General features: G+C 62.4%; 19 protein-coding genes. 5 read left to right on the plus strand and 14 right to left on the minus strand.

Annotated features, from left to right (window positions below):
* Window positions 1–193: 193 nt before the first annotated feature.
* From ACZO3G_RS07520 to ACZO3G_RS07535, 4 genes are all read right to left on the minus strand, one after another.
* Window positions 194–637, minus strand: coding sequence for an ATP synthase subunit C (locus ACZO3G_RS07520; RefSeq protein ID WP_256153168.1), 444 nt, complete (start codon window positions 635–637; stop codon window positions 194–196).
* A 67-nt stretch (window positions 638–704) separates the two neighbouring features.
* Complete coding sequence (locus ACZO3G_RS07525) at window positions 705–2681, minus strand: V-type ATP synthase subunit I (RefSeq protein ID WP_276872419.1); 1977 nt, start codon at window positions 2679–2681, stop codon at window positions 705–707.
* Between the two features lie 128 nt (window positions 2682–2809).
* Entirely contained in the window at window positions 2810–3850 is a 1041-nt protein-coding gene (locus ACZO3G_RS07530) for a V-type ATPase subunit (RefSeq protein ID WP_101553107.1), read from the minus strand.
* A gap of 4 nt (window positions 3851–3854) precedes the next feature.
* Entirely contained in the window at window positions 3855–4166 is a 312-nt protein-coding gene (locus ACZO3G_RS07535; protein WP_101553108.1) for a hypothetical protein, read from the minus strand.
* Window positions 4167–4500: 334 nt separating this feature from the next.
* Here ACZO3G_RS07535 and ACZO3G_RS07540 point away from each other — a divergent pair, with 334 nt between their 5' ends.
* Entirely contained in the window at window positions 4501–5571 is a 1071-nt protein-coding gene (locus tag ACZO3G_RS07540; protein ID WP_276872421.1) for a hypothetical protein, read from the plus strand.
* A 208-nt stretch (window positions 5572–5779) separates the two neighbouring features.
* Here the strand turns inward: ACZO3G_RS07540 and ACZO3G_RS07545 are convergent, their stop codons facing one another.
* Window positions 5780–6004, minus strand: coding sequence for a helix-turn-helix domain-containing protein (locus ACZO3G_RS07545; protein WP_121586276.1), 225 nt, complete (start codon window positions 6002–6004; stop codon window positions 5780–5782).
* 95 nt (window positions 6005–6099) lie between these two features.
* Between ACZO3G_RS07545 and ACZO3G_RS07550 the strand changes: the two genes are divergently transcribed.
* Window positions 6100–6351: a DUF6809 family protein gene (locus ACZO3G_RS07550; RefSeq protein ID WP_276872422.1), complete on the plus strand. Its 252-nt coding sequence runs from the start codon at window positions 6100–6102 to the stop codon at window positions 6349–6351.
* Window positions 6352–6733: 382 nt separating this feature from the next.
* Here the strand turns inward: ACZO3G_RS07550 and typA are convergent, their stop codons facing one another.
* Entirely contained in the window at window positions 6734–8563 is a 1830-nt protein-coding gene (gene typA, locus ACZO3G_RS07555) for a translational GTPase TypA (protein WP_101553112.1), read from the minus strand.
* Window positions 8564–8892: 329 nt separating this feature from the next.
* Window positions 8893–11628, minus strand: coding sequence for a preprotein translocase subunit SecA (gene secA / locus ACZO3G_RS07560; protein ID WP_486847010.1), 2736 nt, complete (start codon window positions 11626–11628; stop codon window positions 8893–8895).
* Window positions 11629–11970: 342 nt separating this feature from the next.
* Here secA and ACZO3G_RS07565 point away from each other — a divergent pair, with 342 nt between their 5' ends.
* Together ACZO3G_RS07565 and ACZO3G_RS07570 are read left to right on the plus strand one after the other, a co-directional pair.
* Window positions 11971–12663, plus strand: a complete 693-nt coding sequence (locus tag ACZO3G_RS07565; protein ID WP_101553114.1) for an iron-sulfur cluster assembly scaffold protein — start codon at window positions 11971–11973, stop codon at window positions 12661–12663.
* A 21-nt stretch (window positions 12664–12684) separates the two neighbouring features.
* Window positions 12685–13683 carry a GGGtGRT protein gene (locus ACZO3G_RS07570; RefSeq protein ID WP_288234447.1) on the plus strand — a complete coding sequence of 333 codons (999 nt, stop codon included), beginning with the start codon at window positions 12685–12687 and terminating at the stop codon, window positions 13681–13683.
* Between the two features lie 58 nt (window positions 13684–13741).
* Here the strand turns inward: ACZO3G_RS07570 and ACZO3G_RS07575 are convergent, their stop codons facing one another.
* Window positions 13742–14914 carry an NAD(P)-dependent malic enzyme gene (locus ACZO3G_RS07575; protein ID WP_276872427.1) on the minus strand — a complete coding sequence of 391 codons (1173 nt, stop codon included), beginning with the start codon at window positions 14912–14914 and terminating at the stop codon, window positions 13742–13744.
* A gap of 25 nt (window positions 14915–14939) precedes the next feature.
* A complete protein-coding gene (locus ACZO3G_RS07580) occupies window positions 14940–15662 on the minus strand; it encodes a FadR/GntR family transcriptional regulator (RefSeq protein ID WP_172439305.1) in 723 nt (240 codons plus the stop codon).
* A gap of 158 nt (window positions 15663–15820) precedes the next feature.
* Here ACZO3G_RS07580 and ACZO3G_RS07585 point away from each other — a divergent pair, with 158 nt between their 5' ends.
* Window positions 15821–16504: a FadR/GntR family transcriptional regulator gene (locus tag ACZO3G_RS07585; protein ID WP_276872430.1), complete on the plus strand. Its 684-nt coding sequence runs from the start codon at window positions 15821–15823 to the stop codon at window positions 16502–16504.
* Window positions 16505–16534: 30 nt separating this feature from the next.
* Here ACZO3G_RS07585 and ACZO3G_RS07590 read toward each other — a convergent pair whose 3' ends face one another.
* The 5 genes from ACZO3G_RS07590 to ACZO3G_RS07610 all read right to left on the minus strand — a co-directional run bounded on the left by ACZO3G_RS07590 (window position 16535) and on the right by ACZO3G_RS07610 (window position 21540).
* Window positions 16535–17821, minus strand: coding sequence for a TRAP transporter large permease (locus tag ACZO3G_RS07590; RefSeq protein WP_101553118.1), 1287 nt, complete (start codon window positions 17819–17821; stop codon window positions 16535–16537).
* A gap of 1 nt (window position 17822) precedes the next feature.
* Window positions 17823–18299: a TRAP transporter small permease gene (locus ACZO3G_RS07595; RefSeq protein WP_121586269.1), complete on the minus strand. Its 477-nt coding sequence runs from the start codon at window positions 18297–18299 to the stop codon at window positions 17823–17825.
* A 110-nt stretch (window positions 18300–18409) separates the two neighbouring features.
* Window positions 18410–19462, minus strand: a complete 1053-nt coding sequence (locus ACZO3G_RS07600; RefSeq protein ID WP_276872434.1) for a TRAP transporter substrate-binding protein — start codon at window positions 19460–19462, stop codon at window positions 18410–18412.
* Window positions 19463–19510: 48 nt separating this feature from the next.
* Window positions 19511–20626, minus strand: a complete 1116-nt coding sequence (locus tag ACZO3G_RS07605) for an Ldh family oxidoreductase (protein WP_276872436.1) — start codon at window positions 20624–20626, stop codon at window positions 19511–19513.
* Between the two features lie 5 nt (window positions 20627–20631).
* A complete protein-coding gene (locus ACZO3G_RS07610; protein ID WP_276872438.1) occupies window positions 20632–21540 on the minus strand; it encodes a dihydrodipicolinate synthase family protein in 909 nt (302 codons plus the stop codon).
* Window positions 21541–21612: the final 72 nt, after the last annotated feature.

A 21612-nucleotide genomic window follows, 5' to 3' on the forward strand; every position in this document is an offset into this window, starting at 1 on the left:
TGGTTCCTTTCTTGGGCACGCAAGAAAGGAACTCGCTGTCGGTCGACTACCGACAAACTGCGCCGCTTCATGAGCGGCAAGCCTAAAGCGGCCGTGGCCGACTACCGACAAACTGCGCCGCTCACTGAGCGGTATGCCTAAGGACCGCCGTCGGCCGGCCACCGACAACCTCCGCCGCTCGCCGAGCGGCAAATCAGAGCTTATTGATCAGCAGAATCGAGATCAGAAGTCCATAAAGCGCGACGCCTTCGCCGAGGACGACGAAGATCAGCGCCTTACCGAACGCCTTGGGGTCCTCGGAAAACGCGCCGATCGCGGCGGGGGCGGTGGACGCGATCGCGATGCCCGCGCCCAGGCAGCTGAGTCCGGTGGCAAGCGCGGCGGCGAGATAGCCCATGCCTTGGTTGTTCTGGGCGGGGACGGTCTCGACGGCGGCAGTGTCCGGGGCCGTGTCGGGATCGGGCGTTTCGGCCGAAACGCCGACCGCCATCATGATCATCAGCAGGGTAGCGATGAGGAAAACGCCCGCGTTAGCAAGCACGCGCCTTCTGGCGCCGGAGGTGGAACCGACCTTGACGATGGGGATGAGCAGCAGGGTGGCCACGATCACCGCGGCGGTAGCAATCACAAACAACATCACAAATTACCTCCAAATTGAATTGGTATCCGCACCCGAAGGCACAGAGACGTGTCGGATGAGAAGATCACTTCCCCGCGCCCTTTACCGTGACGGGGGAGAATGGTTTTCCGTCGCCGTCGAAATAGCGGCTGAACATCTCGTAGAACTCGAGCCTGAGCACCTGGATGCCCACGATGAGGCCCTCCATGCCCATCACGAAGAGGTTGCCGATAATGATGACCGCGGGGCTGGCGGCGTTCCCGACCATCTCGGAGAGGGTGAAGACGACCGCCATCATGCCCGCGTGGCTGAGTACAAAGCCGCCCACGCGGAGGAAGGACATCGTGTTGGAGAAAAAGCTGAGCACCACCTCGAAGAGCTCGAAGGGCGCGACCGTCAGATAGGCGCCCATGCCCTCCTCCGGCTTTGCGCCGAGTCCGCGGAGCAGGTTGCCGAGCGGCTCCTTGAGCAGGATGACCGCCAGCGGCAGAACGATGAGCAGGATGACGTAGAGGTGGGTGAAATAGTTTTTGCCCGCCAGGAGCATCATGACCGCGCCGAAGAGGACCGCGCCGTAAAAGACAAGGCCCGCTACGCCGTTGGCGGAGAAAAACGCCCGTTCATAGTCGCGCTTGTGGAGGCTGACGAAGATATCCATCAGGATACAGGTGCAGATGAGCACCACGCCGAGCGCGACCGCAGCGACGAGGATGAGGTTGGTGTTTTCGGGGGCCATGACCTCGATCGGCTTGCCGGGCAGGCCCAGGACATTCGTATAGAAGGGGGTGAGCAGCTCCTCGAACCCGAACACCGACCCGTAAAGGGTACCGAAGATGCAGGAGAAGATGCCGATCCGGTTGACGACCGCGCCGATCTGGAACCGCTTGAACCTCCAGAGCAGCCACCCGCCCAGCACCAGCACCAGCCCCTGCCCGAGATCGCCGAACATGACGCCGAAGAGGAGGGAATAGGTGAATGCCACGAAGGGGGTGGGATCGAAGTCGCCGTAGGCGGGCAGGCCGTACATCTCGACGAACATCTCGAACGGGCGGGAGAACCAGCCGTTTTTGAGCTTGGTGGGCGGCTGGAGCCGTTTGTCCGAGTCGTCCGGCTTGACCTCGACGGTCACGTCGGCAAGCAGCCGCAGGCTCTTTGCAAAGTCGTCCGCGCGGCTCTCCTCGATAAAGCCGGTGATATAGAATACGTCGATGAATTCCCGTTTCAGTACAGAGACATATTTGCGCATGTCGAACGAGTCGGAGAGGAATTTCAGCCGGGTGTAGAGCTTGTAGTAGCGGTCCCGCTGCGCGTCCACCAGCTCCTGGAACTGGTTTTTGGCCGCCGCGAGCTGCTCCCGGTTGGTGGCGATCTCCTCCCGCAGCCGCGTCAGGGCGGTCTCCGGGGTGCCGTGAATGAAGGCGGGCACCCGCATCCGCTCAAAGTAGAGGGAGGAGAAGATGTCGTCGATCTCGGGCGCGTCCTCCGCCATGCAGAAATAGGCGCCCCAGCGGTAGTCCTTCTCCGCGTCGAACGATTTGAAGATGAAGGGCTTTCCCGCATAGAAGGAGAGCTTCTGGTAGCTGTCGAGCGGCAGCCGCCCGAGCCGCCCCTTGATATACTTGCAGGTGAAGAGCTCGTCGAAATCGACGTCGAGCTCCGCCAGGTGGGACAGGATCAGCAGCGCGGCCTCGTCCTGGTCGATCTCCCCCTGCAAAAAGTTCATCCGTTCCCGCAGGGCGCCGAGCCCCTCGGAAAAGGTCCTGTAAAAATCCTCGTAATACTGACGGCTGTGCGCCGCGACGCGGGACAGCTTGTCGCTCCGCACATATTCCGGCATGTACTTGGGGTTGAGCCCCGCGGCCACGCCCGCGTCGGTCAGCTTTTGCAGCGCGTCGGTGTAGGGATTCTCCTCCGACAGCGGCGTGAAGCCGCGGATGCCTCCCGCCGCCTGCTGCGAGGGCTCGGGATGGAAATCCCCCCTGTCCAAACAGCGTATGATGACGTCGTCGAGGCTCTTCATATCGCCGACGATGTTCACCAGCGCCAGCTTGGCAATCGACATGTGAATCCGCCCTTTCTCCGGCAGACGGGAACCGGCCCCCGCCGGTCCCCCCGGGATATTTGAAATGCCCGCCCCACCGGGGCCGGCCGGTCCTTCGCGTTTGAATCGGTCCTTTGCCTGGTCGTCCTTTACGCCTTATAGAGCAGCTTTTCGATCTTCTCGGGGGGCAGCCCGTAGCGGACCCCCTCGATGATGCGCACGATGTCCTCCGTCTCCATGCTGCGCAGCAGCATGAACGCCGTATACACCACCTCCGGGCTGGTCGAAAAACGGAGCAGCCTCCGGGTGGCGCGGTAGCGCACGCCGTCCGTCTCCCCCTCGAAGAAGCCGGTCTCCGGATCGATCCGCCGCCCGTAGGGGGTGGCGGAAAGCAGCTTCAAAAACGCCTGCGTGTCCCGCGCGCTGACCATCTCCTCGAGCTGGCGCGGCCTCAGCCGGCTGTAGAAGGGAAGCATCGTCACGCGGATGCGGTCGGCGTCCGCCTGAAAATAGGTTTTCATCCGGTAGATCGTGTTGAGGTTCATCAGCTCCGCCCGCATGGTGATCAGCTCCCGCAGCTCGGCGGAGGCCCTGCCGCGCGTCTCCCGCTTCGCCCGTTCGAGCAGCGTGGAAAAATAGCAGGTGCGCAGCGCCAGCTCATAGCGGGTGTAGCGCAGGGTGTTGCCGTCGGGCGGGTACTGCTTCTGGCAGCGGCGCAGCACCGGCTCGTAGGCCGTCCCGGCCACCGCCTCGATCACCTCGTCGAGGGAGCGCGCCCCCGCCAGCCCCAGGATGTTGAAGCTCGCGTAGGGCTGCATGAAGGTGGGCAGGGAGGCGACGAAGTCCTCCTGCTCGTCGGAGATGATATTGCGCAGGCTTGAAAGGATCAGCTCGATCTCCAGGTCCATGACGATGTACTGGTAGATGCTGTCCTTCTCGCGGACATATTTCGCGAGCCGCACGTACTGGTAAAAGAGGTCCCTGTGCAGCAGGTTCTCCAGCTGGCGGCGGTGGATCGTACTGTCCTGGACCCCCTCCAGCGCCGCGCGGTAGGGGGTCTTCTCCCGCAGGTAGGCGGAGATCTCCTGCACGTTCTGCTTGCGCAGCAGGTCGTCGTACTGGGCGGGGGAGAGCATCTGCCCGTACATGGCGCGCGCCTTGGAGATCACCGCATTTGCATACTGCGCCACGGCGTCACCCCCCGATGCAGCGGTTCACGATTTCGGCGACCCACCGCGCGCTGTTCTTCCGGTAGTTCGCCTTCAGGCGGCCGAGCGCCTCCTCGTGGCGCGCGCGCGCCGCGGCGAGGGCCTCCTCCTTCTCCACCTGGGCCTGCTGGCGGAACTGCTCCACCTTTTCCTGCTCCCGCTCGTGGTACTGCTTCGCGAGCTCTTTTTTATAATCGTCCATGTGCGCCAGCACGCTGCGGCGCTCCTCCTCCGCCTCTTCCACAAGCCGCCGGCCGCGCTTGTCATATTCGACCAGATTCTTGATGACCCGTTCCACAGCACCATCCCTTTCGCCGGAAGATGGAAGGGGGCTAATGCCCCATTCTGATTGTTTACTAAGTGTAGTCTCATTTTTTTGCTTTTGCAAGCGGATTTTCAATCCGCCGCGGTTTTTGCCCGCTTTCTGTGAGGCTCAAACCAAATTTCCGCGCCGGGGGCGCTATTTTTGTCAAACTTAACAATGTTTGGGACAGACACTAAGAAATTCAGGCAATATTTCCCGAGATAAAATCCCTCGATTTCCTTGATTTTCATTATACTAATTGTTATACTGTTAGTGAATATAGACAGGCACCAGTACGGCTGCCAAGTTCTGAGGGAGGATCCAAGCTATGAAAAAATTGACAGCGACCATCAGCGTGCTGCTGGTACTTGTCATGGCGCTTTCCGCGCCGGCATCGGCAATCGCGATCATCACCAGCGACACCTTCAGCACCAGCGCCAAATCGGCCGACAAGTGGGTGACCGACCGGTATGACCCCGAGGAGTTCGACCGCTCGGACGGCAAGCTCTATCTCTCCGTGGGGCCGAAGGGCTACTACAAATACCGTTCGGACGACAAAAAGGACAAATACTACGCCCTCCAGGGTAAGAAGCTCCCGGTCGAAATGCCCTCGAGCAACACCTGGACCGCAACCGTGAAGATCAATATCGACGACAACTGGTTCTCGTCGAGCGACGGACGCCGCCGCGCCGAGTTCCGCGTCGACCTCGTGGACGGCGACGGCAACACGCTCAAAAATTCCTCGCCCGCCATCGCGCTCGTCAAGGGCGGTTCCGGCGCGCCCGTGCTCAAATATTATAACCCGAAAGCGCAGGGAAGCTGGGGCATGGCCAACCGGTTTGTCAACGGCGACAAGGAAACCGAGGACCTCACCGTGGAAGAGGGCTGGCACTCCCTGCTCATCAAGGCCAACAACGGCGTGCTCACCTACTACTTCGACGAGAAGAAGCTCGGCAACTGCACGCTGACCACCAAGGACGTCTATCCCTCCTACATCGCGCTCAATGTCTATAACTACGACCGCCCGCAGATGGTCGAGTGGGATAACGTCACCCTCTATGACGGAAGCTACCTCATCCGCCAGCTCTCCTCCGAGGCGCAGGACAAGAAGGATGAACGCCTGGAGAGCCAGTACGAGAAAAAGCGCAACAACTGGGAGGACAAGTACACCGAGTACATGTTCGGCCGCAACAGCACGGATAAGACCGTGGAAATCGATGGGAAGACCTTCGACACCGGCAAGTGGTACACTCAGAGCAAGCTCAAGAGCACCTTCAAGATCTCCGACAAGGACTGGGATAAGGAAAACGATGAGTTGAAAAATATCTTGGCTACTTGTCCGTTGCCTGTGGAATCCCGCGAGAAAAAAGAAATGCCCGACAGCTATTGGGACTACTGACGCGCCCCATTTGCGGCCCCTGACCGCAAATGGCCTGTGGGCGGGTCTGCCCGGCGCTTTGCGCCGGAGCGCCGCTTCGCGGCGACGCCCGCCCACGCGCGTTCACGGGCGGAGGGTCGGCGACCCTCCCCCGTGTGCCCCTACCTGATAAGTGCTTAAATGATAAAGCGGCCGCCCATTCGGGCGGTCGCTTTTGTTGTGCCGACAATCAGTCCTTTTTGTGGAAGCTCGGGTCATTTGTCCTCCCCAGAATATAATCAGTGGAGGTATGGTAGAAATCAGCCAGGAGAATCAGCCTGTCAACCGGCAGGGGACGAATCCCACGCTCATATTTTTGATAGTATTGCGGTGTAGTCTTTATGACCTCCGCAACATCCCTTTGGGTCAGGTCGTTGTCCTCCCGCAGTGCTCGCAAACGTTGCGGATAAAGCATCGCTATCACCTCAAAAATATTGTATCACTAATCACATATGACACCCTTGACAATAGCCATATGTGGCTATACAATATTAGTTAGGAGGTGATTTCATGGACAAAGATATTTTAAAGGCACTTTACGAAGGGGAAGTATATCCATCGGAGCAGCTCGGCCCGATTCCCGAGGAAAAGGAAATGATGGAGATGTGCAATTTGCTTTGGCACCGGATGGGGATGGAGGATCAAAAGAGGCTGGATCACATCACCGACCAGTTCGCGGTGGTGTGCGGGGCGTATGCGCTGCGCGGCTTCCGTTCCGGCTTCAAGCTGGGCGCGCGCATCGCGCAGGCGCTGTATCCCTGACCGCCCGGCCGCTTTCCTGTTGAAGGCGTGGCATTTGCCTTCTTCATGCGGTTGGCTGGACGTGAGCGAAGGGGGGATCCTCAAGGGGGGCGAGCTTTGCGCCCAGTTTTCTTCAAGTGAGCCCCCCTTGAGCGCCCTTCTTTCGTCCATTTCTTGGGCGATCAAGAAATGGACCCGCCCGCCGGGGCGGGACCCGGCAATCCCCGCCGCCGAAGGCGGCTCCCCTAAAGCGCCCCGGAGGGGCGCGATAAAAGTCCTCCGCCCGATGAGCGGCAAATCTAAAACCGCCCGCCGGGGCGGGACCCGACAAACTCCGCCGCTCACTGAGCGGCAAATCTAAGAAAAAAGAGCGGGCCCAACCGGGCCCGCTCAAAAACAATTTTTAAGATTTCTTCTTCATCTGCTCGCGCATGCGCTGGGCATGGTCGAGAACCTTCTTGCGGATGCGGATGCTCTTGGGGGTGACCTCCAAAAGCTCGTCGTCGCTGAGGAATTCGAGGGATTCCTCGAGGGAGAAGCGGCGCGGCGGGATGAGGCGGAGCGCGTCATCCGAACCGGAGGCGCGGGTGTTGGTGAGCTGCTTTTTCTTGCAGACGTTGACGGCGATGTCCTCGTTCTTGGGGGACATGCCGACGACCTGCCCGGCGTAGACCGGCTCGCCCGCGCCGAGGAAGAGGGTGCCGCGCTCCTGCGCGTTATAGAGGCCGTAGGTGATCGTTTCGCCCGTCTCGAACGCGATGAGGGAGCCGTTCTGGCGGCGGGGGATGTCGCCCTTATAGGGGGCGTAGCCGTGGAAGAGGGTGTTCATGACGCCCTCGCCCTTGGTGTCGGTCAAAAACTCGCTCTTGTAGCCGAAGAGGCCGCGCTCGGGGATGACGAAGGTCATCTTCATGCGGCTGCCGACCGGCTCCATCGACTGGAGCTCGCCCTTGCGGGGGCCCATCTTCTCCATGACCGATCCGGAGGACTCGGCCGGGACGTCGATCGTCAATTCCTCGAACGGCTCGCACAGCTCGCCGTCGATGGTTTTGAGCAGCACCTTGGGGGTGCTGACCTGGAACTCGTAGCCCTCGCGGCGCATGTTCTCGATGAGGATCGACAGATGCATTTCGCCGCGCCCGCAGACGACGAAGCTGTCGGCGGTGTCGCCGTCCGAGACGCGCAGGGAGACGTCGCGCAGCAGCTCGCGGTAGAGGCGGTCGCGGATCTGGCGGGTGGTGACGAATTTGCCCTCGCGGCCCGCGAAGGGGCTCGTGTTGACCGAGAAGGTCATCTCCACGGTGGGCTCGGAAATCTTGACGAAGGGCAGCGCGATGCTGCTGCCCGCCGCGCAGACGGTGTTGCCGATGTTGATGTCCTCGATGCCCGAGAACTGGACGATGTCGCCGACCGTGGCCGATTCGACCTGGGTGCGGCCCACGCCGGTAAACTGGTAGATCGCGGTGATCTTGCCCTGCTTGAGGAGCTCCTTGTCGTGGTAGTCGCAGACGTTCATCTGCTCGTTGACCCGCAGGGTGCCCTGCTCGATGCGGCCGACCGCCATGCGGCCAACATAGTCGTTATAATCGATCGACGAGACGAGCACCGCGGTGGGCAGCTCGGGGTCGCCCTGGGGGGGCTGGATGTAGTCGACGATCGTATCCATGAGCGGCAGCAGGTCGGTGCCCGCCACCTCGGGGGAGATCGAGGCGGTGCCGTCGCGGCCGGAGCAGAAGACCATCGGGCTGTCGAGCTGCGCGTCGGACGCGCCGAGGTCCATCAGCAGCTCGAGCACCTCGTCGATGACCTCGTAGACGCGCGCGTCGGGTCGGTCGATCTTGTTGATGACCACGATGACCGCGAGGTCGAGGTCGAGTGCCTTGCTCAGCACGAAGCGGGTCTGGGGCATCGGGCCCTCCGCCGCGTCGACGAGCAGCAGCACGCCGTCCACCATCTTGAGCACCCGCTCCACTTCGCCGCCGAAATCGGCGTGTCCCGGGGTGTCCACGATGTTGATCTTCACGCCCTTGTATTCCGCGGAGGCGTTCTTCGCCAGGATCGTGATGCCGCGCTCCCGCTCGATGTCGTTCGAGTCCATCACGCGGTCCTGCACCGCCTGGTTCTCCCGGAAGGTGCCCGACTGCTTGAGCATCCCGTCGACCAGCGTCGTCTTGCCGTGGTCGACGTGCGCGATAATGGCAATATTGCGTAAGTCTTCTCTCTTGATATTCATATACCCTGCTTCCCATCTGCCGTTCTCCGGCACATTCATTGATTCGACAATTTTACCTTGGTATCATACCGCCAAACAAGTATGTTGTCAAGAAAAACCCGGCAATTTTAGTAACTTTGCTAATGTGGGCCGGAAATCGCGGCTGCTGTCGGGCAGTTTCCCCCACATGCGGCGGCAGCCGGACGCGGGCGGGAACCCTTCCGTACGGGCGGCGCCGCCGGGGAGGGGACGCGGCCGGCCTGAATCAAACGTTTTGGCGCCGCTTTTTCAAAAGCGGCAAAAAGGAAGGGCCGCCCGCCGGGCGGCCCCTCGTTTTTTCGTCTCTTTTGTCACTCGTCGCGGCCGCAGCACTTTTTGTACTTTTTTCCGCTGCCGCAGGGGCAGGGATCGTTGCGTCCGACCTTTTTGACCGAGCGGGGCTTGTTCTGGATGGTGCCGTCGCTGCCGAAGCCCTCCTGCGCGGGCTTGGCGACCTGCTCGCGCTTGGGCTCCTGGTTGGTGCGCAGCTGAATGGTAAACATCAGCTTGACGGTGTCCTCGCGGATCGACTCGATCATCGCGTCGAACATGTCGAAGCCCTCGATGCGGTACTCGACGACCGGGTCCTTCTGGGCGTAGGAGCGCAGGTACATGCCGCGCTTGAGCTCCTCCATGTCGTCGATGTGCTGCATCCACTTGGTGTCGACGTTGCGCAGCAGCACGACGCGCTCGACCTCGCGCATAATCGGGGAGGTGAACTGCTCCTCGCGCGCGGCGTAGAGCTTTTCCGCGCGCTCCCTGAGCTGCCGCTTGATCTCGCCGTCGGTAATCTCGCCGAGCTGTTCGGTGGTGTAGCGCAGGTCGTCGTGGGTGGTGAGCCAGCCCATGAAGTAGTCGCGAAGGCCCTCGAGGTTCCAGTTGTCGTGGACCTCCTTGTCGACGAGGTAGCGGTCGACGACCGAATCGATCGTCTCGGTGATCATATTCTTGATGATACCGCTGATGTCCTCGCCGTCGAGCACCTTGTCGCGCTGGGAGTAGATCACCTCGCGCTGGCGGTTCATGACGTCGTCGAACTGGAGGACGTTTTTGCGGATGCCGAAGTTGCGGGTCTCGACCTTCGACTGGGCGGACTCGATCGAGTTGGAGAGGATCTTCGCCTCGATGGGCATGTCGTCCTCCGCGCCGATCATGTTCATCATGTTCTGGATGCGCTCGCCGCCGAAGAGGCGCATGAGGTCGTCCTCGAGCGAGATGAAGAAGCGCGTTTCACCCGGGTCGCCCTGGCGGCCGGAACGGCCGCGCAGCTGGTTGTCGATACGGCGGGACTCGTGGCGCTCGGTGCCGATGATGAAGAGGCCGCCCGCCTCCCGGACCTTCTCCGCCTCGACGGAGATCTCCGCCCGGTACTGGTCCATCTTCTCGCGGAAGAGCCTGCGGGCCGCGAGGATTTCCTCGTTGTGGGTGTCGGCGAAGCCGGTGGCCTCGTTGATCGTCTCCTCGTCGTAGCCCTCGCGGCGCAGATCCGCCTTGGCGAGGTACTCGGCGTTGCCGCCGAGCATGATGTCGGTGCCGCGTCCGGCCATGTTGGTGGCGATCGTCACCGCGCCGTACTTACCGGCCTGCGCGACGATCTCCGCCTCCTTGTCGTGGTACTTCGCGTTGAGCACCTCGTGCCTGATGCCGCGGCGCTTCAGCATCTGCGAAAGCAGCTCGGACTTCTCGATCGAAATGGTGCCGACCAGCACCGGCTGGCCCTTTTCGTGGCACTCGACGATGTTCTCGATGACCGCTTGGAACTTCGCGGTCTCGGTCTTGTAGACGACGTCGGGGTGGTCGTGGCGCTGGATGGGCTTGTTGGTCGGGATCTCGACGACGTCGAGCTTGTAGATCTCCATAAACTCGTCCGCCTCGGTGAGGGCGGTACCGGTCATACCGGCGAGCTTATCGTACATGCGGAAGAAGTTCTGGAAGGTAATCGTGGCGAGCGTCTTGCTCTCCCGCTCGACCTTCACGCCCTCCTTGGCCTCGATGGCCTGGTGCAGGCCCTCGTTGTAGCGGCGGCCGAGCATGAGGCGGCCGGTGAACTCGTCGACGATGATGACCTCGCCGTCCTTGACGACGTAGTCGACGTCCCGCTGCATGATGCCGTGGGCCTTGATCGCCTGGTTGATGTGGTGCTGGATCTGCATGTTGTCGCCGTCGGTGAGATTGTCCAGCCCGAAGTATTCCTCCGCCTTCTTGACGCCTGAGGCGGTCAGCGTGGCGGTCTTGGCCTTCTCGTCGACGATGTAGTCGCCGTCGACGTCGTCGTGCTCCTCCTTGGAGTCCGCCTCGGCCACGCGGTAGCATTTGAGGGTGTTCGCGAAGCGGTCGGCCTTCTCATAGAGGTCGGTGGACTTGTCGCCCTGGCCCGAGATGATGAGCGGGGTGCGCGCCTCGTCGATGAGGATCGAGTCGACCTCGTCGACGATCGCGTAATTGTGCCCTCGCTGGACCTTGTCCGTCTTGTAGATGACCATGTTGTCGCGCAGGTAGTCGAAGCCGAACTCGTTGTTGGTGCCGTAGGTGATGTCGCAGCCGTAGGCCTCCCGCCGCTCGGCGGTGGTGAGCCCGTGGACGATCAGCCCGACCGTGAGGCCGAGGAAGCGGTAGACCTTACCCATCCATTCGGAGTCGCGCTTGGCCAGGTAGTCGTTGACCGTGACGATGTGCACGCCCTTGCCGGTCAGCGCGTTCAGATAGGCGGGCAGGGTGGCGACGAGGGTCTTGCCCTCGCCGGTCTTCATCTCCGCGATGCGGCCCTGGTGGAGGATGATGCCGCCGATGACCTGCACGGGGAAGTGCCGCATGCCGAGCACGCGGTCGGACGCCTCGCGGCAGGTTGCGAAGGCGTCGGGCAGCACGCTGTCGAGCGGCTCGCCCTGCGCGAGGCGCTCCCGCAGCTTGGGCGTCATCGCCTTGAGCTCGTCGTCGCTCATGGCGCGGTAGGTTTCCTCCAGTTCAAGCACCTTCTGCTGAAGGGGCAGGACACGTTTGATCTCCCTGCTGGAATAGGTCCCGAAGACCTTGTTTAAAATACCCATTTTGTCACCTCATAGTCTGATACGCGCGGACCCTCCCATGCCGTTTCAAAAAGCCGCGGCTGGCTGGAAATGCGTATACTTTAACTTGTACATTTTACTCCCGCCCGCCGTCAAAGTCAACCTCGTTTTCCCGCTTGCGGCGGCGGTTTGGGGCCTCTCCACAGAGGGAGGAGGACGGGCGGACGCATCTCTGCTTATTATAACCAAAAAAAATCCAAAAATTAGGCCTATTTTGTTTTGCAACCGTGAACAAAAGCTGAACAATCCCCTTGATAAAGCCTTGACAAACTAATATAATAAAGATTGGACAACCCCAGTAAACAAACCGAAAGGAGTACCGATATGAACTATTCTCATGAAGTGGAGAGAATGTGCGTTCTCGCCAAAGGACCCAAGCACGGTCCCGCGCCCATTCCCGAAGAGGGCAAATGGGTAAAGGCCTACGAGATCAAGGATATCTCCGGACTCACACACGGCGTGGGCTGGTGCGCGCCGCAGCAGGGCGCCTGCAAGCTCACCCTCAACATCAAAAACGGGATTATCGAGGAGGCGCTCGTCGAGACGCTGGGCTGCTCCGGCATGACCCATTCGGCCGCGATGGCGGGCGAGATCCTCCCCGGCAAGACCATCCTGGAAGCCCTCAACACCGACCTCGTCTGCGACGCGATCAACGTGGCGATGCGGGAGCTCTTCCTCCAGATCGTCTACGGCCGCAGCCAGACCGCCTTCTCCGAGGGCGGGCTCCCGATCGGCGCGGGCCTCGAGGACCTCGGCAAGGGCCTCCGTTCCCAGGTCGGCACCATCTTCTCCACCAACGCCAAGGGCGTGCGCTACCTTGAGCTGGCGGAGGGCTATATCCTCTCGGTCGCAGTCGACAACAACAATGAGGCCATCGGCTACAAGTTCGTCAAGGTCGGCAAGATGCTCGAGGACATCCGCCACGGCGTGGACCCCAAGGAGGCGTTCGAGAAGAATATCGGCACCTACGGCCGCTACGCCGACGCCCCCAAATACATCGACCCGCGTGAAGAATAAGAGGAGAGGGAGGTAACACACATGGCAAAGTTTGAAGGACAGGAGAGAAGGATGCCCAAAATCAGCGCTTGTCTCGCTGAGTACGGCATGTCTTCCCTTGAAGATGCAAGAGAGATCTGCCTTGCCAAAGGCATTGACGTGGAAAAGATCGTCAAGGGCGTGCAGCCCATCGCGTTCGAGAACGCCGTCTGGGCCTACACCCTCGGCACCGCCGTCGCCATCAAGAAGGACTGCAAAAAGGCCGCGGACGCCTCCGAGGCGATCGGCATCGGCCTGCAGGCGTTCTGCGTGCCCGGCTCGGTCGCGGAGACCCGCGCCGTCGGCCTCGGCCACGGAAACCTCGGCGCCATGCTGCTGCGCGACGAAACCAAATGCTTCTGCTTTTTGGCCGGCCACGAGTCGTTCGCCGCGGCGGAGGGCGCGATCGGCATCGCCCGCAACGCCAACAAGGCCCGTAAGGAGCCGCTGCGCGTCATCCTCAACGGACTGGGCAAGGACGCCGCCTATATCATTTCCAGAATCAACGGTTTTACCTATGTGGAAACCAATTATGATTTCGCCACCAGCGAGCTCAAGGTGATCGGCGAGACCGCCTATTCCGACGGCGAGCGCTCCAAGGTCAAGGTCTACGGCGCCAACGACGTGCTTGAGGGCGTGGCCGTCATGAAGCACGAGAAGGTCGACGTCTCGATCACCGGCAACTCCACCAACCCGACCCGCTTCCAGCACCTGGTCGCGGGCACCTATAAGAAATGGTCCTATGAGAATAACGTCAAGTACTTCTCGGTGGCCTCGGGCGGCGGCACCGGCCGCACCCTGCACCCCGACAACATGGCGGCCGGCCCGGCTTCCTACGGCCTCACCGACTCGATGGGCCGGATGCACGGCGACGCGCAGTTCGCCGGAAGCTCCTCCGTCCCCGCGCACGTCGAGATGATGGGCCTCATCGGCATGGGCAACAACCCCATGGTCGGCGCGACCGTCGCGTGCGCCGTCGCCGTCGAGGAATCCTTCAAGTAAGGTTTTACTCTTATAAAAAGGCCATGCGGGCAAAGCCCGCATGGCCTTTTTCCTTTTTTCAGATGCGCGCCGCGCCGCACGCCCGCGCGGCTTCGGCGACCGCTGCGGCGACCGTCTTCCCGACCCGCGGGTCGAACGCCCGGGGCAGCAGGTAGTCCCCGCAAAGCTCCCCGCCGGACACGAGCCCCGCGATCGCGTAGGAGGCGGCGGTGAGCATTTCATCGGTGATCTCCCGCGCGCGCACGTCGAGCGCGCCCCGGAAGATGCCGGGGAAGGCGAGGACGTTGTTGATCTGGTTGGGGTAGTCCGACCGTCCGGTCCCGACCACCCGCGCGCCGCCCGCGAGGGCCTCCTCGGGCAAAATCTCGGGGACGGGGTTCGCCATCGCGAAGACGGCCGCGTCTTTCGCCATCGCGGAGACCATCTCCGCCGTGACGAGCTTTGGGCCCGACACGCCGATGAAGACGTCCGCGCCCCGCAGCGCGTCGGCGAGCGTTCCTGTCCGGTGGCCGCGGTTGGTGAGCGCCGCCATCCGCGCGTGGGCGGGGCTCAACCCCTCCACTCCCTCGCAGAGGATGCCCGCCCGGTCGCAGAGAATGACCTCCCCGACGCCGAGCGCCCTCAGGCGCAGGGCGATCGCGGTGCCCGCCGCGCCCGCACCGTTGATGACGGCGGTGACCGCCTCCATCCGCTTGCCGACCAGCTTGAGGGCGTTGATCATGGCGGCGGAGACGACGACCGCCGTGCCGTGCTGGTCGTCGTGGAAGACGGGGACGTCGCACAGCTCCCGGAGCCTGCGCTCCACCTCGAAGCAGCGGGGCGCGGCGATGTCCTCAAGGTTGATGCCGCCGAAGCTCCCCGAGATGAGGTGGATGGTGCGCACCAGCTCGTCGACGTCCTTTGTGCCGACGCAGAGCGGGAAGGCGTCCACCCCCGCGAACTCCTTGAAGAGGACGCATTTCCCCTCCATAACCGGCATGCCCGCCTCGGGCCCGATGTCCCCGAGCCCGAGCACCGCCGACCCGTCGGTGACGACCGCCACAAGGTTCCAGCGGCGGGTGAGCTCGAACGATTTCGCCGGGTCCTCCCGGATGGCGAGGCAGGGCTCCGCCACGCCGGGCGTGTACGCCAGCGAGAGGTCCTCGCTCGTGCGCACCGGCACGCGGGAGGTGACCTCCAGCTTGCCCCGCCATTCGGCATGTTTTTCCAGGGCTTCTTGTCTGTAATCCATCGTATCCCCCATTTTGATCCTCCGGTCAACCGGGCGTCCGCGGCGGGCGGGGACCCTCCGTCCCCAGCTCGTCGCACACCGCCTCGATGTCCCGCATGATTTCATAGATATGCTCCCGCATCGTCTTGACCCCGCCCACGACGTCCCGGTCACGGAAGGCCTGTACGATTCTTTCGTGGGGCTCGATCGCGTTTTTATAGGTCCGGGTCTGTTTGGTGCGGTATTTGTTGATGATCCCCTGCATCTCCCGGTTGATGTTGATCAGCAGCTTGTTGCGGCTGCAATCCATGATATAGGAGTGGAACCGGGAGTCGGCCTCGATCATCCCGGCCACGTCGCCGGACTTTACCGCCGCCGCGAACCGCTCGTGGAGGCGTTCGAGCGCCTGGGTCTCCTGCCCGGTCGCATGGGAGATCGCCAGCCGCACCGCGAGCGGCTCCATCGCGAGGCGCACCTCAATATAGTCCATGAAGCTGATGTCCGGTTCATCCACCCATTTCTGCACCTCGGGGGAGAGCTCGTTCTTCTTGAGGATGAAGGAGCCCTTGCCCGAGCGGATGTCCAAAAACCGGCGCGCCTGCAAGATCCGCAGCGCCTCGCGCACGCAGGTCCTGCTCACCTGCAGCATCCCGCAGAGCTGCTGCTCCGACGGCAGCTTGTCCCCAATCTGGTACTCGTCCGACTGAATCAGTTCCTTAATGCTCTCCACCGTCAGGTCGGTGATCGAGGTATACCGTACCGGTTCCATAATCCGTCCTCCCGTCGCGCTCACTGGTTGTCTGGAACCAGTATAGCACATATTTCCGACGGCCGTAAACGCCCGGCTGCCGATCTATTGATTTTACGGCCCCGCGCCGATATAATAGGTGCAGAGGGCGTGTCCGCCCGGCCGAAAGGAGCCCGCCTATGCAGCCGATCGCCAGAATCTCTTCCACCGACCACGCGGTCAACCACATCCGGGACAGCATCCTGTCCGGGGCATACCGCAGGGGGGACAAGCTCCCCGCCGAAATGGAGCTGTGCGAGCTGCTCCACGTCGGGCGTTCGACCGTGCGGGAGGCGCTGCGCGTCCTGCAGGCGATGGGGCTCGTCGAAATCCGCCACGGCAAGGGCGCGTTCGTCACCGACCGGGAAAACGCCGTGACCCCTGAGATGTGGTTCCAAAAGTACAACTACAAGGTCGCCGACATCATGCAGGTGCGCCTGCCCATCGAGCAGATGGCGGTGCGGCTCGCGGCGATCAACATGCAGGAGAAGGAGCTCTCCCACCTGCAGGAGATCCAGGATTCCTTCCGCCGCGCGGTCGAGGAAAACAACGTCAACCAGATGACGCTGGCCGACGAGTATTTCCACGGCGCGATCATCGAGGGGACCCACAACCCGCTGCTGATCTCCTTCAACGCGAACCTGACCGAGGCGATGCGGGAATACCGCCTGCACTCCTTCTCGGTGCCGGGCAACCCCGAGCACGCCGTCGGGCCGCACGAGGACATCCTCTCCGCTCTGCGGCTCCACAACCCCGAGCTCGCGGCCGCCTACATGGTCACCCACATCCAGAGCTCCCTCTCCGATATGCAGCGCATCCTTTGAACCGCCGGGGAAACCCCGGCGGTTTTTCCGTCAGCCCATCAGCAGGTTGGGCAGGAAGGTGATGATCTGCGGGAAGAAGGAGAGCAGCAGGATGACGATAAGCAGCGGCGGCAAAAAGGGCAGCACCGCCTTGACCATCCGTTCGAGCGGGATGTCCCCCACCTTGCAGAGGACAAAGAGCACCATGCCGAAGGGGGGCGTCAGCAGGCCGACCATCAGCGTGATGATCATGATGATCCCGAAGGCCAGCGGGTCGATCCCCGAATTCACAAGCACCGGCAGGAAGACGGGCGCCAAAATCGTGATCGACGCGAGGTTTTCCATGAAGCAGCCCACCACCAGCAAAAACGCCACAAGCAGCAGGGTGATGACGTAGGGGTTGGTTGACACCTGCGCGATGGCGGAGGCGAGGTGCTCGGCGATCTTTGAGCGGGTGATCATGTAGCCGTAGAGGGAGGCGCAGAAGCAGATCATCATGATCGTGCCGGAATCCCGCAGCGTCTCCCACAGCACCGACTTGAGGGTTTTAAAATCGACCTCCTTGTAGACGAACACGGTCAGCACCGTCGCGTAGACCGCCGCGATCGCCGCCGCCTCGGTCGGCGTGAAGACGCCCGAGAGGATGCCGCCGATGATGATGACCGGCGTCAGCAGGGAGAGGAAGGCGCGGCGGAAGGTCCGCCACACGACCGAGATGCGGAATCGCTCCCCCTTGGGGAAGTGGTGCCGGACCGCGTAGATTTCCACGTAGATCATCATCGCGATCGCCATCAGGATGCCCGGCACGATGCCCGCGATCAGCAGCGCGCCGATCGAGCAGCCGGTCATCAGGCCGTAGATGACCAGCGGAATGCTCGGCGGGATGATCGGGCCGATCGTCGACGAGACGCCGGTGACCGCGAAGGTGAAGTCGTCCTCGTAGCCCGCCTCGCGCATCGCCTTGATCTCGATCGCGCCGAGGCCCGCCGCGTCAGAGGTGGCCGTGCCCGTCATGCCCGCAAAGATCACGCTGGCGATGATGTTCACATGCCCGAGCCCGCCCCGCAGCCAGCCCACCGTCGATTTTGCGAAGTCGAAGATGCGGGAGGTGATGTTCCCCGTGTTCATGATCTTCCCCGCGTAGAGGAAGAGGGGGATGGAGAGCAGCAGGAAGTTATTGAGCCCGTAGACCGATTTCTGCGCGATGACCTCGGGGCGGAAGGCGCCGAGCCCGCGCTCCAGAATCATCAGAATGGCGGCCGAGCCGCCCATCGAGATCGCCACGGGTATGCCGATCAGAAACGCCGCGATGAGGATGACCAGGTACCAGATTCCCATCTTATTCCCCCTCCTTTTCCGGTCCGCCGCCCCGCAGTTCCCGGAGGAGCGCAAGGACGATGCTCACGAGCGCGCCGCCGCTGCCGACGATGGCCGCGACGTAGAGCCAGCCGTTGCTCAGCCACTCCATAGTGGAAAACCTGGTCGGCCAGACCGACACGGCCATCTTGACCGCTCCCGCTAAAATAACCGCGAAAAAGGCCGCCATAAAGAGCGATATGAGGCTGTCCAGGACCTTGCGCGCCCTGCCCCGGAGCTTGGCGCGGAAGGTGTCGATGACGATGAGCTCGTTTTCGCGCACGGCCACGACCACCCCCCAGAAGCAGAGGAAGATGAAGAGCAGCCGGCTCATCTCCTCCGTCCACGGGACGCTCACCCTGAGGATAAAGCGGCAGACGACCTGCAGAATCACCACCGCCACCATCGCGGTAAAGATGAGGATTCCGGCCGCGTCGAACAGCTTTTTGACCTGTTTCAATCCGTTCCCTCCTTCAAACCGGTTTTGTCCGGGCCGGCGGGCCCGGAGAGAACCCAATCAGCCCGGTGCCTCGCGCACCGGGCTGCTGCGTTCCCGGATTTTCCGTTTCCTCAGTAGGCGGCGATCTCCTCCGCCGTCGTGACCGGCCACTTCTCCGCGTAGAACTTGTCCATCGCGGGCTTCACCTTGTCCAGGTAGGGCTGCAGGTCGGTCATCTCACAGAAGGTGACGCCCGCGTCCTCGCACTGGGCCCGCAGCTCGGCTTCCATCTCCTCGCCAAGCGCCGTGGCGTACTCGGTGGCTTCGGCAGCCGCCTCGTCGATCATCGTCCGGTAGGCCTCGGGCAGTCCGTTATAGAATTCGGCGTTCATCTGCCACATCGAGATGGAATAGTAGTACTTCGACAGGGTGATGTAGTCCTGCACCTCATAGAGCTTGTTGGTGACCAACTGGTCGAAAGGACCCTCCGAAGCGTTCACAACGCCCATCTGGAGCGAGGTGAAGAGCTCGGGCAGCGCGATCGGAACGCAAGTCGCGCCCAGCGCGCCGAAGGTGTCCATGAAGAGCGCCGACTCGGGGGTGCGGATGGTGAGCTTGGCGATGTCGTCGACGCTTTCGATCGGCGTGTTGGAGGTGATGTGCCGGTAGCCGCGGCCCATCACGCCGAGGGTGTAGAGATTGTGGCTTTCGAGCATCTCCTTGCGCATCGCGTCGCCCAGCTCGCCGTTCCACACCGCCATGAAATGGTCCTTGTCGCGGAAGACGAAGGGGGAGTCGAAGAAGGAGTATTCTGGCGTGAAGATCGAGATCGGCAGGGTGCCGAACGCCGCCATGTCGATCTCCCCGAGCTTGAGCGCCTCGGCCTGCTCCTTTTCTCCGCCCGTCGAGCCGCTGGCGTAGACGTTGAGCGTGATTTTTCCGCCGCTCTTTTCGCCGAGGAGTTCGCCGAATTTGTCGATCCCCTTGAGGATCGCGGTGCCCGGCTCGAAGATGCTCGCCACATGGATTGTCACCTCCGGCAGGTCCGCCGTGTCCGCGGCGGCTCCCGACGGGGCGGCCGTCTCCGGCGCCGCGCTCTGGGCGGGCGCCGCGCTCTCCCCGCATCCCGCCGCCAGGGCCAGGATCATCGCGGAAGCCAGCAGTACGCTCATCAACTTTTTCATAGTTACCTCCTGTTCCTTGTTGGTCCCCAACTTGTGTCGGTGTCTGTTTTATCCTTCCGGCGCCTCCTGCGGCACCGGGATCAGATAGGTTTCCGGCGGGAGGCCCAGCTCCCGGCAAAGGGCGGTGATCTCCTCGAGCGTCTTGTCGTTGAGATAGATGCCGCGGCGGAGGTTTTCCTCACAGGCGAGCATCTCCTTCTGCCCGTGGGTGTAGACGCAGGGTGCGCCCTGCGCCGTTTGGGACTCCCGCAGCTTATTCAGGTAGGCGGAAAGGCGGCGTTCGGTCTCCTCCCGGTCGCCGAACATCCCGTAGTCGACCGCCAGGAAAAAGTGGCTGCACCGGTCGCAGTCGAACCGCTTGCGGATTTCGTCGCTCGTCACGCCGCCCGCCAAAATACCCGTCATGATCTCGACGATCATGCCGAAGCCGTAGCCCTTGTGGCTGCCGAACTGCTCCCGCGCCCCGCCGAGCGGCAGGATGCCGCCCCCCTGCTTTTTGCCGATATCGTCCAGCACCCGCCGGGGGAGGGTGCTCGTCTTTCCGTCCGAGTCCATCGCCCAGTCCGCCGGGATCTCCAGGCCCTTTTTGGCGTAGACCTCCACCTTGCCGCGCGGGACGACGGTCGTCGCCGCGTCGAAGAGGAAGGGGTAGGGCTCGGCGGGCATCCCGACCGCGATCGGGTTGGTGCCGAGCAGCGCCTGCCTGCCGTTCGTCGGGATCATGATCGCCTCGGTGTTGGTCATCGAGACGCCCAGCAGATGTTCCTGCGCGATCATCCGCGCGTAGTAGCCCGCGATGCCGTAGTGGTTGGAGTTCTTGACGCACACGATCCCGACGCCTGTCTTTTTGGCCTTTTCGATCGCGAGCCGGGTCGCCATCATGGCGGCCACCTGCCCGATGTATTCGTGCGCGTCGATGAGCGCGGAAACGGGCGTCTCCCGGACGACCTCCGGCTTTCTGTCCCGCTTGATCCGCCCGATCTTGGTGATGCCGTTGGTGTAGAGGGTCATCCGCTGGCACCCGTGCGACTCGATGCCGAAGAGGTCGGCCGTCAAAAGCACGTCGGTGATCTCCCGCGCCTCCTCCTCCGAGTAGCCGTACCGCCGGAACACCGTCTCGGAGAGCGCCTTCATCCCCTCGTAGGAAAATCGGTTGTCCGCCATCTTCTTCACTCCCCTTTGTCCGCGCTAACGGTCTCCAGAAATCCGCCCGCTTCCAGCGCGCCGCGGATGCGCCGCTTCTCCTCCTCGCCCATGTGGCAGATCGGGCCGCGCGGCCAGCCCGCGTCGCGGCCCATGAGACGCAGCGCGTATTTGATGCGGATGGGGAACTGGCTGCCCGCGATCGCCTGCCAGGTGAAGTACATGCGGTTTTGCAGCTCGAGCGCGTGTTCCCGCCGGCCCTCCTTGAAATCCTTCCACATCTCCACGCAAAGCTCGGGGAAAACGGTCAAAATCGCCGAGATCGCGCCGTCCGCCCCCAGCTCATAGGTCGAGCAGAGCATGTCGTCGGTCGCGCTGAACACCTTGCCGCGCTTCCCGTTGACCATCTTCATCTCGTAGAAGGCCATGATGCCGCCGACGCTCTGCTTGATTCCGACAACGTTTTCGATCTCCAGCAGCTTTCCGAAGAGGGGGGCGGTGATCGTGTTCTGAGGCACGACGTTGTAGATCACGATCGGGAGCCCCACCCGGTCGGAGATTTCCCGGTAAAAGTTGTAATTTCCCTCGTCGTCCGGGACGAGCACGTTATAGGAGACGGGGGTGACCATCAGCGCGTCGGCGCCCGCCTCCTTCGCCGCGAGCCCGGCGCTGACGGCGGCGGGGGTGCTGTTGCGGATGACGCCCGCGATCACCGGGATCTCCGGATCCTCCGCGCGGATAAGGCGGACGAGCTCCGCCAGCTCGCCGTCGGTGAGGGCCGCGCCCTCTCCGGTGCTGCCGCCCGGGCTGATCCCGTCCACGCCCGCGTCCAAGAGGCGGCGGATCTCCCCCTTGGCACGCGCGGCGTCGAGCCGCCCCGCCTCGTCAAAGGGGGTGACCAGCGGCGCGATAATCCCTTCGATTGCCTTGACCATGCAACGGCCTCCTTTTGCAATTCGGTAATATTGTCTGATTTCAAATTCAGAATAGCGACTTTGCAGGAAATT

Source organism: Anaerotruncus sp. (assembly GCF_057433415.1).